The organism is Candidatus Berkiella aquae, from assembly GCF_001431295.2.
GTDB classification, from domain to species: Bacteria; Pseudomonadota; Gammaproteobacteria; order Berkiellales; family Berkiellaceae; genus Berkiella; species Berkiella aquae.
The window spans coordinates 354,607-371,338 of record NZ_LKAJ02000001.1; the positions used below are offsets into that span (position 1 = coordinate 354,607).

Here is a 16,732-nt window from a genome sequence, read left to right on the forward strand (position 1 = left end):
TTTTACTTAAGCAAAGAGCACAAATGTGTTCTTTAGATGCTTATTTCACTCCAAATTTGGAACAAAATCTGGTAGGTTTTCACTCAATAAACCTACGCTTAAGGTGTCTATTGGACCAGCGGTTACAGAGGTCGCTTTGATTGATAAAACATTAATAATTGGTCCATCTTGGGTGGGCGATATGGTAATGGCTCAGGCGCTGTTTAAAGCCATTAAGCTTCATTACCCTCAGACGGCGATTGATGTTCTGGCACCACAGTGGAGTGCGCCATTAACGGCACGTATGCCGGAAGTTTCTGCTAGCATTTCAATGACCTTAAAACATGGTGAATTTGGCTTGCAGCAAAGAAGGCAGTTAGCTAAAAAAATAAAAGAGAATCATTATCAGCGCTGTTATGTTTGCCCTAATTCTTGGAAATCGGCCCTCATTCCTTTCTTGGCAAGAATTCCAAAGCGGATAGGTTGGCGCGGCGAATGGCGTTATGGTCTGCTCAATGAAGTCCGTATTTTAGATAAAAAACGTTGGCCATTGATGGTCGAGCGTTATTTAGCGCTTGGCTATGATAAAACACAACCCTTGCCTTCTCCTTTATTAAAGCCAGCATTAAAAGCTTGTGAAAATAATACGCAAGTCGCATTAAAGCAGTATCAATTAGCATTGAACAAACCTATTTTAGTCATTTGTCCTGGTGCAGAATTTGGTCCATCCAAGCGTTGGCCAGAAAATTATTATGCGCAATTGGCGAACCATTATGTAGCACAAAATTGGCAAGTGTGGATTTTTGGCTCTGCGAAAGATACAGAAGTCGCAAAATTAATACAAAGTACAGCACCGGAAGTTGTCGATCTTACCGGCCGCACATCGCTAGGGGATGCTATTGATTTAATGTCACTGGCAACCTTGGTCGTTACCAATGATTCTGGTTTAATGCATATTGCCGCAGCATTAAATATTCCGTTAGTGGCACTTTATGGTTCAACCGATCCAGGTTTCACGCCACCTTTAAATGATAAGGTGAAAATTTTAAAAGAATCTGTTGCATGTAGTCCCTGTTTTAAACGAACTTGTCCCTTGATGCATCATCAATGCATGCAACAATTATCGGTTGCAAAAGTGTTGCAAGCCGCAGCAGATTTGCTCAATGTATACCCACAGCAGATGAAGGGTATATGAAAAAGATTTTAATCATCAAAATGTCTTCTATGGGCGATGTGATTCATACACTTCCTGCCATTACGGATGCAAAAGCTGTTTTTCCTAATATTGAATTTGATTGGGTTGTAGAGCCAGGATTTGCCGAAATTCCTTTATGGCATCCAGCGGTTAATCAAGTGATCAAGGCACCACTACGTCGTTGGCGGCGCTCTCTTTGGCAGGCTTATCAGCAAGGTGAATGCTCAGCATTTATTAAAACACTGCGAGAAACACACTATGATTTGATCATTGATGCACAAGGATTGATCAAAAGTGCCATGATAGCCTGTTTAGCAAAAGGCAAACGCGTTGGTTTGCACTATGGCAGTGCTCGTGAAAAATGGGCAAGCTTATTTTATGAACAACGTGTTGAAGTTCCTTGGCAACAACATGCGGTAGAAAGAGTGCGGCAACTGTTTGCTGGCGCACTTCAATATGCCGTTCCCCAAACACCACCGCAGTATGGTGTGGATACGACGCGGTTACCGACGTTGTCATATGGTGATGATACGATTTTCTTTTTACATGGTACGACATGGTCAACTAAGCATTGGCCGCCATCTTTTTGGGAACAATTGGCTTATATTGTCGGACAAAGTGGCTACCATGTGTTATTACCATGGGGCAATGAACAAGAGAAATCACGGGCATTGGCGATTCAGCAATATTGCCAGCAGCATCAGGTTAGTAAAGTACCGACGGTCTTGCCGAAGCATTCCTTAGCGGAATTAACGACATTACTAAGTCAAGCAAAAGGTGTCGTTGCTGTCGACACTGGTTTAGGTCATATGGCTGCAGCAATGGCTGTGCCAACGGTATCGCTATATGGACCTACATCACCACAGCTTACAGGGGCCTATGGTCCTTGGCAGCATCACATCAAGAGCACTTTAGCATGTTCTCCTTGTTTTGGGCGTGAATGCCGACAAGGACAATCATTTGCTGTGATGCCCCCATGTTTTGAGAGCATGACGCCAAGTACGGTATGGCAAGGATTAAAAAAACTTATGAACGATTATCAAACATCAATATGGCAACCAATAAATCTTTCTTAGAACTTTCTGATCCAAAGTGGGATAAGCTCGGCCAAGCAAGTGCAATTGCATTGGCATTTGTTGTGCCTATCTCTACCGCAATAACTACCATTTTGGTTGTCCTTTGCTTCCTGGCGTGGTTATTAGGTCCCAATCACGCACAAAAGAAAGACATCTTATCTTCACATCCCATCGTCATGTGGATTTATGCACTTATTCTACTTGCTCTGTGCGGTATGTTTTATTCTGCGGGCGATGAAGAAACCATGAGGCGTAGTTTGATTGACAGCCTGCGTTTAGGGGTAATCCCTATTTTAATGTATTTTTATCAAGATAAAAAAATAGGTCGTCTTGCTTTGTGGGCATTTGCTTGTGCCATGATTTTTACGATGGTGCTTGCTTTTGGTAAAGTCTATGCCGGTTTACCCATTGGCACCAAATACCCTATGGGAGCTGTTTTTAAGAGTCATATTAAGACAAGTTACTTTATGGCAATTGCGGCTTTCTTCTTAGCTTTTCAATGTAAATATTTGCCAAAATATCGGTGGTCATTGCTGATTATCGTTGGATTCATGATTTACTATTTACTTTTCATGAGTGTGGGACGGATTGGGTATATTACGATTGTATTTAGTTTTCTATTTTTAGCGTGGCAATGGTATCGCTTAAAAGGTATTTTGCTCGCCACCTGTGTTGCGTGCGCCATGTTAGTAGGTACTTATTTTACTTCTCCTGTCTTCTCACAACGAGTTAACTTGCTCGTGCAAGATATGGATTTTTATCACCAAGGCGGTCGTTTAATAGAGTCTTCCTTGGGGTCACGTTTAGCATTTGCCAAGACCAGTACAGCACTTATCATGCAAGAACCTTTGCTAGGATGGGGAACGGGTAGTTATGGGGCAGCTTATGCTCAATACCATCAAGGCGAAGCGACATTATTGACTGATAATCCTCACAATGAATATTTACGCATTGCCGTGGAATCCGGAATAGTGGGGTTGTTGCTGTTGTTAGGATTATTCTATCGACAATGGCAATTGACGTCACAAATGCCTTTAGATATTCGGGGGTTTTGCCAAGGTGTTCTGCTAACCTTTATGTTAGGGTGTATGCTAAATTCTTGGTTGAAAGATTTTGCTGAAGGTTACTTTTTCTGCCTCATGACAGCGATTTGCTTTGCAATTATTCCGTTGCCGAGCCGCAAGTTAACAGCAAAAGCGGTGTTGTTACATTAACGGGATTGAACCATGAATCAGCTTGGTGTGAGTGTCATTGTAACTACCTATAATTGGCCAAGTGCGCTAGATAGGGTGTTAAGTGGTTTATGCGCGCAGCAATATAAACACTTTGAAGTGATCATTGCTGATGATGGTTCCAAAGAGGAAACCGGGAGAGTTATTCAATCATGGAAAGAGAGAGCCCCTTTTCCTATTAAGCACTGCTGGCATCCAGATGAAGGATTTAGAGCTGCAATGATTCGTAATCGTGCAGCAGCATTAGCGCAGTACGATTATCTTGTATTTATTGATGGGGATTGTGTTCCTTTGCCTCATTTTGTGGGTAATCATGCGCAGTTAGCAGAACCTGGTTTTTTTGTGGCAGGTAATCGATTACTGCTAAACCAACCCTTCACAATGAAAGCATTGACTCAAAAAATAGCCCTTGAAAAATTAACGCTTGCCAAATGGGCATGGGTAACAATGAAGCGTGATTGCAATCGATTTTTACCCCTTTTAACTTTACCACTTGGACGATTAAGAAAATTAGCACCTAAAAAATGGAAAGGTGTTAAAACCTGTAATTTAGGACTGTGGCGTAAGGATTATATCCGCGTCAATGGATTAGATGAAAACTATGTGGGATGGGGTTTCGAAGATTCCGATCTCGTTATTAGATTGTTAAGATCTACCATCAAGCGCAAATCTGGAAAATTCGCAACAGGCCTTGTGCATCTTTGGCATAAAGAACAAAACAGAGCCATGTTAACGGACAATGCTTATCGTCTAGCACAGACATTACAAAGCACCCAGATAAGAGCAAAAAAAGGTTTTGATCAGTATTGCCATGAAAATGATTGATTGCAAGTGGAATAAATTGACTATCTGTCAACCACAATTTCATACGCAAAAAATGCAAGTTGTATTGCAAGATGTTGATTCAGCGATGCAAACGCCATTGAAAATCCTGAAAGATGATCCTACTTCGACGGTAGTTGTTGTCTCGGTTGATGATGAGCCAATCGTGATTAAGCGTTCTAATACCAAAGGTGTTTTACATGGGTTGCGTCGATTAGTTTGTACCTCCAGAGCAAAAAAAAATTGGCATTATGCAAAGCGTTTAGCGCTGGCCAACATAAAAACATTTGAACCTATTGCTTATGTTGAAGACCGTTTTGGCCCATTCAAAAAGCGTTCCTATTTTATTTGCTCATTAATAAAGGGTATTGATGCGTTACACTTCTTTTCGCAGATAAATTATCAATCCCAATGGGAGGTTGTTGCCCAAAAGATTGTTGAACTTATTCAACAATTAGGTGATGAACATTTGAGTCATCGTGATTTAAATTTAAGTAATATTATATTGGTTAAAGAACAACCTTATCTTATTGATTTAGATAGCATGCGCCAATATCGGTGGCGGCTCCATGCAAATCGTGCAACTCAACATGCGGTGAAACGTTTTATGGAAAATTGGCAAGATTATCCAGAAATCTCAGCGCAAGTTGCACAAATATTTACAAGCCATTTTCAAGCAAGGGGTTTGCTGTGCTAGGATGCGTTTCGCAGAAATAATGATTGCAAGCGCAGAGTGGATTTTGTGAGCGGCATTTAAACTAAGAAAGTAAAATAAAATAAAAAAGGGTCGTTATGTTAAATTGTCCTGATTTTTCCAGCTGTAATGTGGTTGTGATTGGTGATGCGATGCTTGATCGCTATTGGCACGGTGACACTTCACGTATTTCACCCGAAGCGCCGGTACCCGTAGTGAGAATTGATCGTCACGAAGAGAGGGTGGGTGGCGCTGCTAATGTTGCCGTTAATGTGACAGCATTGGGAGGTAAAACAACCTTAATCAGTGTTATTGGTGAAGATGATCCAGGGCGGCAACTATTCAGAATGTTGCAAAGTAAAAATGTTCAATGTGATTTCATTCGTTCTCCCACATTGAATACCACTTTAAAATTACGAGTACTAGGTCGCCATCAACAACTTATTCGCTTAGATTTTGAAGATAAAGTGTTATGGCCTGCGGAAAAAATCATTGAGCGATTTGCACCCTTAGCTGCTAAAACAGATGTTTTAATTTTGTCAGATTATGCCAAAGGTGTCTTGGCTTACCCGCAAGCCATCATAGAATATGCCCGCAAAAATGGTGTTAAGGTGATTGTTGATCCTAAAAATGCAGATCTTAGTATTTATCGAGGTGCTAATATCTTAACGCCAAATATGAGTGAATTTGAGATGGCGGTAGGTGCTTGCCACAATGAAGCAGATATCGTCCGCAAAGGATTAGAACTCGTTAATCATTTGGCTTTAGATGCATTATTGGTAACGCGTGGTTCACAGGGTATGACGTTGCTTGAGAAAAATGGCAACATTAAACATATACCTACCAAAGCGCGAGAAGTATTTGATATCACAGGAGCGGGCGATACCGTTATTGCGGTATTAGCAAGTGCAATAGCCGCTAAGTGTTCATTCGTTGATGCAGCTGAATTAGCGAATATTGCTGCTGGTATTTCCGTTGGTCGCTTAGGGACCGCAACTATCACAAGTGATGAAATAAAGCATGAGCTTGATATTGCAAAAGGTTATGCATCCTCTGTAAATATTTTATCGCAACAATCATTACTGGCAGAAGTAGATAAATTAAAGTTAAAAAGAAAGAAAATAGTCATGACCAATGGCTGTTTTGATATTTTGCATGCAGGGCATATTACATATTTGCAACAAGCTAGAGCATTAGGTGATTGCTTAATCATGGCAGTGAATGATGATGCATCGATTAAGAGATTAAAAGGACCAACTCGCCCAGTTAATCCTTTAGCTGAACGTATGCAAGTACTGGCAGCCTTAGGATGTGTCGATTTTGTTGTTCCTTTTAGTGAAGATACGCCAGCAGCCCTTATTGAAGCAGTGACGCCCCATATTCTAGTGAAGGGGGGCGATTATGAAGTGCATCAAATCGCGGGTGCTTCTCATGTGCTTGCCCACGGTGGACAAGTTAAAATTTTGCCTTTTGTTCCAGGATGTTCAACAACAGGCATGCTAGAACGCATAAACCAAACAGCCGTTGAATTGGAGGTATCATGATTATTGTAACTGGCGGTGCAGGCTTTATTGGCTCAAATATTGTCAAAAAATTAAATCAACGAGGTATAAAAGATATCATTGTTGTTGATGAGCTCACCGATGGCACAAAATTTGCGCATTTAGCCGAAGTAGAAATTGCTGATTATCTTGATAAAGATGCTTTTTTACGTTTAATTGAAAAACGAGATAGTTTTAATCAAGATATTCAAGCCATTTTTCATGAAGGTGCATGTTCAAGCACAACGGAATGGAATGGCCGATACATGATGGAGAATAATTATGAATACTCCAAATCAGTATTGCATTATTGCTTAGACAGAGGCGTTAATTTGCTGTATGCATCAAGCGCTGCGACTTACGGTGATGGTCAAATTTTCAAAGAAGAATTAGCGTATGAGAAACCATTAAATGTGTATGGTTACTCTAAGTTTTTATTTGATCAATATGTGCGAAGACTCTTACCAGAAGCCAAAAGCCAGATTGTCGGTTTTCGCTATTTTAATGTATATGGTCCACATGAAGATCATAAAGGCAGTATGGCAAGCGTTGCTTATCATTTAAATCAACAGTTACCTAAAAATGGTATGGTAAAGCTATTTGAAGGTTGTGATGGTTATGGTAATGGCGAACAACGTCGAGATTTCGTTTATGTTGGCGATGTTGTCGATGTCAATTTATGGTTTATGGATAATCCTCAGTGCAAAGGTATTTTTAATGTTGGTACGGGTAAAAGCCAAAGCTTTAATGATGTTGCCAATGCCGTCATAGCTTGGCATGGCAAAGGCCACATTGAGTACATTCCATTTCCTGAACATCTAAAAGGGCGCTATCAAAGCTTTACCGAAGCGGATATTACCTTATTACGTCAAGCAGGTTTTTCCCAACCTTTCAAAACAGTAGAAGAAGGGGTGAAAGCGTATTTGGACGAGATAGCGAAATAATGCATTTACGACCGTCATTGCAAGGTGAGCCTTGCAGTGACGGAACGACTAACGGATCCTTATGCAGTACAAAGGACTGATTGCAAAATATTACTACGATGTTCGTTCTGGGGTATTTATTGGTGAAGTCATTAATACCTTAGAAGTTATCGTCTTTAGCGCTTCTACTTTAGATAAATTAGAAATGGCGATGAGGGATGCCATTGATGATTATCTTGCATTGAGTGAAATACAAATTGTTAATTAAATGGGTTAAGCAGTTTGGGTAAAAGGTTTTATCATTAGATAAAGCTCATTTGGTTTTTTTTCAACTCTTACAGTTTGATTAATGGGATCAATATAATAAGTTAAGTATTGACTCACTCTAGGATTGCTTAAGATTTGTGAATTAAATACCACAACATTTACTCCACCTGGTTTTCTTGCAGAGGGGGCAAGCAGACCTGGATGACCTTGCGTTGCAAGATGTCTACCTATTTGTTGTGTATAAGAATAATCATCATGAATAAGTTTAGGAAAATGATTTTGTAGTTCTCGAAAATCAAGCAAGATCCCTTCGCAAAATATATTATAAATGGCTCTTTCTCGAATAATAACTTCTTTTATTCCCTCGACATTCAGTTCATTTTTTAAGTTATGAAATGCTGTTTCATAAATAGTTGTATCCAGCTCCATAGAGCCATACCAGCAACCAAAGGAGCCATCACTATAACGAGTGCGCTGGTAATTTTCAGAATCAAAGGGAAATAATACACTGGTTGTATAATGGAAACCGCGTTGGATGAAATCTGGGGCGCAATCTTGCTTTACGCGTGATTCAGCAGCAATCGCTACGGCTTTGTAATCGTTATCATCGTAGAGATCATCAAATAAATCTTCACTAATTCGCAGAGAGGGTATATTTCTTTTAACATCTTCGTTGACAGTGGCATTTTTAGCATAAAGATCCATTATTGTCCTCTTACAAAATCAAGATAACGCGCGACGCGTGCGGCGCCCAGTACACCTTGAGATTGCATAACATCTAAAGGAGTGAGATTATCAAAAGCTTTATTGCGATGATTAATCCATGAATAACGAATTTGGGGATTGTGGGGATATAGAATGCGTAATGCCTTATGGATAGCAAGTAAATAGCCTGCTCGATCAAGCATATCTCTTGATTTGGGCAGAGGACTGTCTCCTTTGCGATATTTATCTAAAGCACTTCGACTTTGTTCGCTCATTCCCAAAAGATTTAACTGCGAGCGTTGATCTAGCTGCCAGTGTGAAAATAGCTTCATTAACATCAATGCTAATTTTTTTCTTGCTTCAACACTTTCTAAATCAACTGAGGTATCAATTAAGGAAGTAGGGACTGGCGGTTTTATTTTACCCATAAAAAACTCCTATACGGATAATTTACACTGCGCTATGGGTAAATATAGCATTGTTTTGAATATATATAAACATTATTTGTATTTATATATTCAAATAATGTTGTTGGTTGGGCAGCTAAAAGGTGTATTTCATCGAGAACTATATTAAGGTTTTCCTATTTTCTTTTTTCGATAAGCTGCAAAATCAACCACATTATTGACTGCGGGAGTCGATTGGCCAAACCAAGTACGCGTTTGTAGACTATCGATGGTATTATTCCGTAATTCCAACATTTTACGAGATAAACCGGCAGGTTGAGGTTTGTGTGCAGGCCATTGATACTTCACGTTATGTCGATGACGTTGTTCAATTAATCTCGCGATTTCCAAGAATCCATGTTGGTAAGCCATGGTGGCTGCCGTGTGAAATTGACCATTTTCAAGATGAATATTTGCCCCCCAACTTAACAATAATTGAGTTGCTTTGATATTGCCGGTTAAAGCTGCATAGTGCAAAGGGGTCATATGGGTGTAAGAAAGATCAGTTGCTAGCGCATTGATATTTGCCCCTTTTTCTAAAAGGGCTTTTGCAACATCCATAAAATTCTTTTGTATCGCAAGATGCAATGCGGTCTGACCTTGTTGATCGTATTGTGAAACTTGATAAGGCTTAGCATGTTGAATCAGCGCAAGTGCAAGTTCGGTATGGCCCTGGCGAAGTGCATTGATAATAATACTCATGGTCTAACCCGGTTTTTCTTATTATTGTCTCCAGTGTAAGGGATGACACAATAAGGGGGAATTGTACCTTCGGACCTGTATTTTTATATCTATTCTTTAATTGAATGCCAGGGTAAAGCCAAGCGCAATATTAGGCGCGGCAGTATATTGCATATGATTAGCAATCAATTGAAAATCTTCATAATCAATTCGAAAAACACCTAATTCTAATTGGGGTCTAACCACAATATGCGAGCATAATGGGATGTTTTTATGCAAGGTAAGGTTGATGCGGTTTATGGATAAATTCGAAAAAGGTAAGGTTGTTGTTGCTTGAATTTCGCCTTTAATTGTTTCACCCACAGGAAAACGAAATCCTAGGCCCAAATTACTTGCCGCCATGGAAAACGAACGAGCACTGGCAAAAGGTAAAGAAGAGAAAGAATAATGATAATGGATCCAATGTCCCTCAACAATGGGAGAAATTTCATAACCTTGCTTGAAGATGCGAAAGTAGTTGCCCATTTGTAATCGATACCAATCATAATCTACACGCAAATTAATATTTTGCCCTTGTGGAATAAATTGATTATGGGTTAATAAACCTTGCTTGAGTGTATCACTGCCTTGTGGTTGTAGATGATGATATTTAAAATTAAGAAAGAAATGATAAAATTGAATTCCTGCGCCAACATCATAATACCATTCATCATCAATACCTGCTTCACGCAGTTTCGGCCTAAGTGAGGCGGTTGTATTTGGCATACCACCCTTAGGAGTTTGAGCGATTCCTTGAATACGAGCGTAGTTTAAGTCACCACTGATATTGGCTTCATAATAAGGAAAACCATAACTTGCTTGAGCAAAGCATAGCAAACCGAAGAGTAAGTTTACTCGAGCCAATTTGAATTTCCCCTCAAGGGGGACCTTGTAGGCTAAGGCAGCAAATGAGCGAATCCAAAGGAGTGCACATAGTGTGCATGACTGGGGTGAGCGAGTGCAGCTAACGCTGCATGAATTCAAAGTGGAAAGAGTAATCATTTATTTCCTTCGGAGCCGATTGAGCCAATATTTAATCGATAATTGCTTTATCAGCCTATCATCAATCGGGCGCATTTCGGTCCAAAGTGGATCTGCATCAATACGGTAAATCATTTTGCGTTTTTGATCCCATCCTTGGTTCAAACTGCTACCGATCCTAAATCCATAGTCATAGACGCTGCTCACCATTTTGTGAGCAAATCGTGACATCTTTCCATAAGGATAAATAAAATAGGCAACTTGAGTGCGAAGCTTATTCTCTAGCATTTTTTTAGAGATAATCACTTCTTCCTGAAAATTAGCGGTTTTGCTAGCAAGATTAGCATGTTTATAGCCATGCGCAGCAATTTGCACCCAATGGCTATTGGCCATTTCTTGCAATTCTTGCCAGGTGCAAAAAGGCACTTTTGTTTGATGTAAATTATTTTCCATACCTTGTGGGTAGGGAACCGCTAAGCGTGATGCGCTATCAAGAACTGTTTCCTCAACGATATAATATGGGCTAACAGCTAATATTGCTTTTATTTGATGTTGGCGCAGTAGCGGATAAACAAATTGATAAAAATCAAAATAAGCATCGTCAAACGTTAAACAGATTGCAATGCCATCTTGAGGTAAAGGATCGCCTGGCACGACAATAGGAAAATGCTGTTTTAAATAACTAAGATAACGAGAAAATTGTTCATGAGAGTAATGCTGGCTTTGATCTTCTACTCGATGGAACATTAACGCAATAATTTTACAAGTCATCGGCAAGTGCCTTTATTTTGATGTGCTTGCCATAAATACATCAATTTCAAATAACGATAATAAGTCCCTTGCGCGTTACTAACGGCGAGTAGGAATCCTTCTTTGCCATCAAGGAGTCCTAGTTTTAAAAAATAACCACGAAAGAAAGACCAAAGGCTGCGAGAAAGTGCGGTGGTTAAAGTTGCTTTGCGTCCTTTAGCAAATAAGGCTTTAGCACTTTGCGTCGAATAATCATTTAGTTTAAAAAGCATTGCACCCAAATGATGGAAGGGATGATGAATAATCGCATGCTTTAGCTTGCCTGTTTTGCCATGTACTTGTAAGTGACAATGTACGATGTTTTCAGTAAATGAAGCCAAGCCTCGTTTAAATAATCGGACATGGGATTCATTGCGCCAATCACCAAAGCGTAATGGTTTGCCACAATAGGTTGATTGATAAGGGATTTCATAAGCGGCAAAGCCACGGTCGTTTTGGATGGCAGCTAATATTTCTTGAGCTAATGCCTCGCTGACTCGCTCATCAGCATCAAGACATAATACCCATTCTCCTGTTGCGGTTGCTAATGCACGATTTTTTTGCGGACCATCACCTGGCCAATCTGGGGTAACGGTGACACGAGAAGTATACTGCTGACACACGCTCACGGTGTCGTCGGTGCTACCTGAGTCAAAAACAATTTTCTCATCGGCAAAGGCAACGGAGGCTAAACAATCTCCGATGTTATGCGCTTCGTTTTTCGTGATAACAATAATACTTAATTTTGTCATCTAAATCATGTTGCCCTTACGATATAAAAAAAAATGGTAGCTGATTTGAGCCGCAATGAGAACACTAAGACCAGATTTTTGCGCAGAAAGCCGTTATACTTCGACTCTGTTATCAATACTGCAAAATGTTGAGCATACACCGACCTATGATCTGGCGCATTTTTTTATGGGTTTACACCGTTCTCTTTACCTGTTTATTACCGGTTGTTTTCTTTCGCTTATGGGTTAGAAGTCTAAGACTGCCCGCTTACCGCCGACGTTGGCTTGAACGATTAGGGATAGTGCCTTTACCACCCTTAGAAGAGGTGATGTGGTTACATGCCGTTTCGGTGGGAGAGGCGATTGCGGCTATTCCTTTGGTGCGACGATTAAATCAACAGTTTCCCAAATCTCCTATCTTGATTACCACCACGACACCAACAGGCTCCGAGCGAGTGCAAGCGGCTTTTAAGGATATGCTGGGTAAACATATTTATCATTGCTATTTGCCATATGATTTACCCTTTACCCTGAATACCTTTTTTAAACGTATTAAACCTAAATTGCTTATCCTGATGGAAACGGAGATTTGGCCTAATTTATTGCAAGCTTGTAAAGCACGCCAATTACCAGTGCTAATTGCGAATGGCCGACTTTCTCCTGTCTCAATGCGTCGGTATCAACGGCTTGGGCGTTTAATGCATTGGATAGTGTCCCCGATTAGTGCTGTGGCGGCGCAAAGTGCGATGGATATGGCGCGTTTTGCTCATTTAGGTGTCGCAAGCGATAGAATTAGCGACACAGGTAATATTAAATTCGATTTACAATTACCGCCTTATTTGCAAGACGCGGGCATGGAGCTGCGCCAGGAATTAGGTAGCGAAAGACTAATATGGATAGCAGCAAGTACACACGAAACAGAAGAAGCAATCGCATTAAATGTGTATCAAGCACTTAAAGCGCGTTTTCCGCAATTGCTACTTTTTTTAGTGCCAAGACATCCAGATAGATTTAATAAAGTCGCACATTTATGCACTGATCGCGGTTTTACGATTGCAAGAAGAAGTTTAAAGCAACAGACCATGCCCAATACGGATATTTACTTGGGCGACACCATGGGAGAACTGCCTTTATTTTATGCCTCAAGTGATGTGGCTTTTGTTGGTGGTAGTTTTGTCGCAGTAGGGGGGCATAATTTACTCGAGCCAGCAGCGCTTGGCTTGCCAGTGCTCTCGGGGCCTCAATTGTTTAATTTTGTTGCTATTAGCGAAATGCTGGTTGGCGCCAAAGGGGCAACCATTGTCAATGATGAAACAGAATTAGAGCAATGTTTAGTCAAGCTTTTAACCTCAACCGAGTTACGAAATACCCAAGGGCTGCAAGCTAAAAAAGTTGTAGAAGAAAACAAAGGTGCACTTGATAAATTATTACAAGTGATTGAGCGGTTGTGGCATCAGACGCCACCCTTGCAAGCGAAGTAAAGAAGCAGTCTTGTAAAAGACCGCTTCTTTAGGTATGACTTAGTTTCTATAGCTACAGGATGCCGTGCTAGGCGTATTAGAAGTACTATAAGTCGATGGTTGCTGCTGGATAAACGGCGGCAGCTTTTGACTTTGATAACTAGTTAGCATCGGTGGCTGCTGCTCAAAATATGGCGTGTCGTCTTGACCATCTTCATAGCCACCATCATATCCTTGATCGTCTGCATAATAACCACCATCGAATTCAGGATAATATCCATGCGGTGGATGATACATAGGCATCATAGGATATCCAACTGGGCCATAACCATAATGAAATCCCATTGGGTACCCAGATGCCACTGGATATACTGGCATCGTCGGCATCATTGGCATCGGCATTGGCGGCATTGACATAGGCATTGCCCGCGCAACAGAATGTACCCCGGATTTAGGCACAAAGGCATTCGTTGTTGACTGCAAAGAAGATGAATCATGCGGTTTTGCAGTAGACTTTGCCGTTGTCGGCGTTATGGTCACAGGTTGTTGCGATAGCGCCTTGATTTGAGCGCTGTAGTCTTTTAATTGCGCAATAGCATCTTGCTTGGTACTTTCAATAGCTGCAATTTTACGTAAGAGTTTCGTGCTTAGTTGTAGCTCAGCACTTCCCATCACAGGTTCTTGCAGTGTCTTTGGCAGCGTTCCGATAATGCTATGGGCTTCAAATAGCTGTGCATCGATTGTTTCTAATTCTTTCCTCATCACCGCTTGTTTGGGGCGCAATGATTTTAAAGCACTCTCCAATTTTGTCGCTTCTGCTCTTATTAATTTTGCATCACCCTCTAGTCTATACAGGTCAATGTTGAGGGAATCGACGGCTGCTTTGGTATTGATCATATTTTCTTTGGCAATTTGGCGGTTAAACGTTGCTGTTTTTTGATTTACCTCATAATTGTCATGTGCGAATTTTGCTTCTTTTGCAAGTTGTTGTTTGGTACTTATCTGTAATCCAAGATTTGCAATTTCTTGATTTTTGATAGACAGTTTCTCTTCTATTGCGTTGAGGGCAGAGGCTTGTGTATCAATAGTTTTATCCAAATCAGATAATGTGAGCATTAACTCAGCTTGTTTTGCAGGCAGGCTTAACTGTTGCTCTTTTGCGGCTGAATACACACGAGAAAGCATCGTTAATTGTTCGGCTGCTCTCATATCAAATTGCATCAATTGTTTTTGGGTAGCTGCAATTTCACCAGAAAGAATTTCATTCGTGCTCACTTTAGCTTGTTGTAATTGCAATTCAATTTGCGCAATGGCTTTTTCTAAACGCACAAGTTCAGAACCAGTGTGAGTTTGCTTTTTGAGGGTTTGCGTTACCTCTGCCAACTCTTTTTTTACAGCGTCAACTTGGTGCTGCGCGCTGTCATCTTCAACCAATGCTGCTAATGTCTGTTGTGCATGATCTAAGTGAGCAATATTTTGGCCAATTTGTTGAATGTTTTGACGGGTTTTCATCTCATATGTTGGGATGACAATAGTCTCTAGCAATTGTTCTGTCACTTCAGACACACCGTGCTTGGAATCAGAAAATTTAGCAATGTTCCACTGTTGAGTTGCAAAGCAATAGTCTCTTAATTTCGTTCGTTGGGTTTCTCTTCCTGAACCTAAATAACGATGATATTTATCGCCATCAATTTGCATGCAAACTTTCAGTTCGTCATCAAGATAAGCAACATCAGATTCAAGACCTAACTCAGCACTAATTGGATTATTAAAATCTAAATGTGTAGGGTCAATTAATCCTGGGTATTGGGCTTGAAGTGCTTTTACGGCTTCAAAAATTTCTCCATGAATCACTGACTCAAAATAGGAGCCATGCGATTGCGCTTGGAAAGACGCAACAAAGGGAGCGATTTCTTGTTCAAGAGAAGCGGGAAATACATCGCCATAAACATTTTTAATAAAAAATAATTGATTCGCTAATGAGCGATCATCAGGAAACCGAAGTTTAAGTTGGTCAATACTATTGAGTAATTGAGCGGCTTTGTCCTTCGGTAAATACTTCATTCGGTTATCGTCAGAGGATAGCAAAATGATGGCATGCATTAATCGAATAACGTCTGCTGCATCTGGTAATGTCCCCTCTTTTTCAAGGCAAGCACTAACGAAATTCTGAATCGTCTGATTCTGCGTAATCGTGCTAGTCAAGTTTGTTTCAAAAGCATCGATATCAAAAGAAGACAGGGCAGCCGCCGTCATTGTGATGGTGGCAGGACTAGGCTTTGGTTTATCGTTAATGAATTTGGTTGTGTTTTCAATCAAATCCGCAATCACTTTGCCATATCCATTCAACGTTTTGCCATATTTTTCTGTCATGACCGTGTTAAATTTCTGTTTCCCTTTCTTTTTAGGCGCGGTTGTTTGCGTTGGCGCGATAGGTTTGGTTGCCATTGCGATGGGTAATTTTGCCAAATTTTGTAGGAGCATGGCATCAACACAACGAAAGGGTTTTGTTGTTATCGAATAGTTTCCAGGCACAACTGTCTTTTGCAAGGTTTCGAGTAAAGCGCTGCCAAATAATTTAAATACCGCATTGTCTTGGTAATGGATAAGGGCGCTATCCCCTTCAGGAAAAAATCGCGTAAATTCTTCCATTAAAAATGCGACATCTGCGAGTGAGGATGCCTTTGCTAGTTTTGCATGATAAAGCTTAATGTAATGCTCAGACGCTTGTTGAAATAAGGCTTTCCTTTTTTGCGTATTAGGGCGCGTAAATTGTTGGTTGTAATCCTGGGTATAAGTATTGACAAAGCGTTGTAATGCTCGAGGGTCAAGCGGTTGGCTTGTTGTTAGTCTTTGAAGTTCGAGCTCTTGGGAGCGATGAAAAGCTTCGATAGTCAGTTTTGGCTTGTGGTAAGTGTTATTACGTGAATTATATGAACCTAGCATATGAATATCCCCATTACCTAAAGTTGTTAAATTTTTGTTTGAATAAACAACATGTTAAATTAAGGTGGATGTAAGTAACAAGGTTAACTATCATCTGATAAAAGGGCTAAAACAGCGTGTATTTGGCAAGTTTGTGCCGATAAACGGAGTTGATAGGGTGTCTATACACAAAGTAAAGGGGTTAAAAACGGTATTAATAGCAAAAAAGCGTTGTGACGATTACCT

The 16,732-nt window shown here is 40.4% G+C and carries 16 protein-coding genes; 9 read left to right on the plus strand and 7 right to left on the minus strand.

Features of this window, described 5'->3' with window-relative positions; all coding sequences use genetic code 11:
- Nucleotides 1-139: 139 nt before the first annotated feature.
- The 8 genes from waaF to HT99x_RS01725 all read left to right on the plus strand — a co-directional run bounded on the left by waaF (nt 140) and on the right by HT99x_RS01725 (nt 7,730).
- A complete protein-coding gene (waaF, locus tag HT99x_RS01690) occupies nt 140-1,174 on the plus strand; it encodes a lipopolysaccharide heptosyltransferase II (RefSeq protein ID WP_445971441.1) in 1,035 nt (344 codons plus the stop codon).
- On the plus strand, nt 1,171-2,250 hold the full coding sequence (waaC, locus tag HT99x_RS01695; protein WP_075066459.1) for a lipopolysaccharide heptosyltransferase I: 1,080 nt from the start codon (nt 1,171-1,173) through the stop codon (nt 2,248-2,250). The genes waaF and waaC overlap by 4 nt, the downstream gene beginning before the upstream one ends.
- Entirely contained in the window at nt 2,181-3,464 is a 1,284-nt protein-coding gene (locus tag HT99x_RS01700) for an O-antigen ligase family protein (protein WP_083483010.1), read from the plus strand. Before waaC ends, HT99x_RS01700 begins: the two co-directional genes overlap by 70 nt.
- A 12-nt stretch (nt 3,465-3,476) precedes the next feature.
- Nucleotides 3,477-4,307 (plus strand): glycosyltransferase, encoded by an 831-nt coding sequence (locus HT99x_RS01705; RefSeq protein ID WP_075067757.1) that lies wholly within the window; start codon nt 3,477-3,479, stop codon nt 4,305-4,307.
- The gene (locus HT99x_RS01710; protein WP_075067756.1) at nt 4,294-5,001 is read left to right on the plus strand and encodes a lipopolysaccharide kinase InaA family protein; all 708 of its coding nucleotides are present in this window, start codon (nt 4,294-4,296) and stop codon (nt 4,999-5,001) included. The genes HT99x_RS01705 and HT99x_RS01710 overlap by 14 nt, the downstream gene beginning before the upstream one ends.
- Nucleotides 5,002-5,096: 95 nt before the next feature.
- Nucleotides 5,097-6,542 (plus strand): bifunctional D-glycero-beta-D-manno-heptose-7-phosphate kinase/D-glycero-beta-D-manno-heptose 1-phosphate adenylyltransferase HldE, encoded by a 1,446-nt coding sequence (gene hldE, locus HT99x_RS01715; RefSeq protein ID WP_075067755.1) that lies wholly within the window; start codon nt 5,097-5,099, stop codon nt 6,540-6,542.
- Entirely contained in the window at nt 6,539-7,483 is a 945-nt protein-coding gene (rfaD, locus tag HT99x_RS01720) for an ADP-glyceromanno-heptose 6-epimerase (protein WP_075067754.1), read from the plus strand. The genes hldE and rfaD overlap by 4 nt, the downstream gene beginning before the upstream one ends.
- A gap of 61 nt (nt 7,484-7,544) precedes the next feature.
- Nucleotides 7,545-7,730 carry a hypothetical protein gene (locus HT99x_RS01725; RefSeq protein WP_075067753.1) on the plus strand — a complete coding sequence of 62 codons (186 nt, stop codon included), beginning with the start codon at nt 7,545-7,547 and terminating at the stop codon, nt 7,728-7,730.
- Nucleotides 7,731-7,735: 5 nt separating this feature from the next.
- On the opposite strand, the gene HT99x_RS01730 is transcribed toward HT99x_RS01725, so the two are convergent.
- The 6 genes from HT99x_RS01730 to HT99x_RS01755 form a co-directional block, all read right to left on the minus strand.
- The gene (locus HT99x_RS01730) at nt 7,736-8,434 is read right to left on the minus strand and encodes an RES domain-containing protein (RefSeq protein ID WP_075067752.1); all 699 of its coding nucleotides are present in this window, start codon (nt 8,432-8,434) and stop codon (nt 7,736-7,738) included.
- Nucleotides 8,434-8,862 carry an antitoxin Xre/MbcA/ParS toxin-binding domain-containing protein gene (locus HT99x_RS01735; protein WP_075067751.1) on the minus strand — a complete coding sequence of 143 codons (429 nt, stop codon included), beginning with the start codon at nt 8,860-8,862 and terminating at the stop codon, nt 8,434-8,436. Before HT99x_RS01735 ends, HT99x_RS01730 begins: the two co-directional genes overlap by 1 nt.
- Nucleotides 8,863-9,006: 144 nt before the next feature.
- Nucleotides 9,007-9,582, minus strand: a complete 576-nt coding sequence (locus HT99x_RS01740; protein WP_075067750.1) for an ankyrin repeat domain-containing protein — start codon at nt 9,580-9,582, stop codon at nt 9,007-9,009.
- Between the two features lie 96 nt (nt 9,583-9,678).
- Entirely contained in the window at nt 9,679-10,464 is a 786-nt protein-coding gene (locus HT99x_RS01745; protein ID WP_139016671.1) for a hypothetical protein, read from the minus strand.
- Between the two features lie 138 nt (nt 10,465-10,602).
- Nucleotides 10,603-11,352, minus strand: coding sequence for a polysaccharide deacetylase family protein (locus HT99x_RS01750; RefSeq protein ID WP_075067748.1), 750 nt, complete (start codon nt 11,350-11,352; stop codon nt 10,603-10,605).
- Nucleotides 11,349-12,122: a glycosyltransferase gene (locus HT99x_RS01755; RefSeq protein WP_075066893.1), complete on the minus strand. Its 774-nt coding sequence runs from the start codon at nt 12,120-12,122 to the stop codon at nt 11,349-11,351. Before HT99x_RS01755 ends, HT99x_RS01750 begins: the two co-directional genes overlap by 4 nt.
- A 146-nt stretch (nt 12,123-12,268) precedes the next feature.
- Between HT99x_RS01755 and waaA the strand changes: the two genes are divergently transcribed.
- Nucleotides 12,269-13,582 (plus strand): lipid IV(A) 3-deoxy-D-manno-octulosonic acid transferase, encoded by a 1,314-nt coding sequence (gene waaA / locus HT99x_RS01760; protein WP_200957140.1) that lies wholly within the window; start codon nt 12,269-12,271, stop codon nt 13,580-13,582.
- A 39-nt stretch (nt 13,583-13,621) separates the two neighbouring features.
- Here waaA and HT99x_RS01765 read toward each other — a convergent pair whose 3' ends face one another.
- Nucleotides 13,622-16,507, minus strand: a complete 2,886-nt coding sequence (locus tag HT99x_RS01765) for a coiled-coil domain-containing protein (protein ID WP_075066895.1) — start codon at nt 16,505-16,507, stop codon at nt 13,622-13,624.
- Between the last annotated feature and the right edge of the window lie 225 nt (nt 16,508-16,732).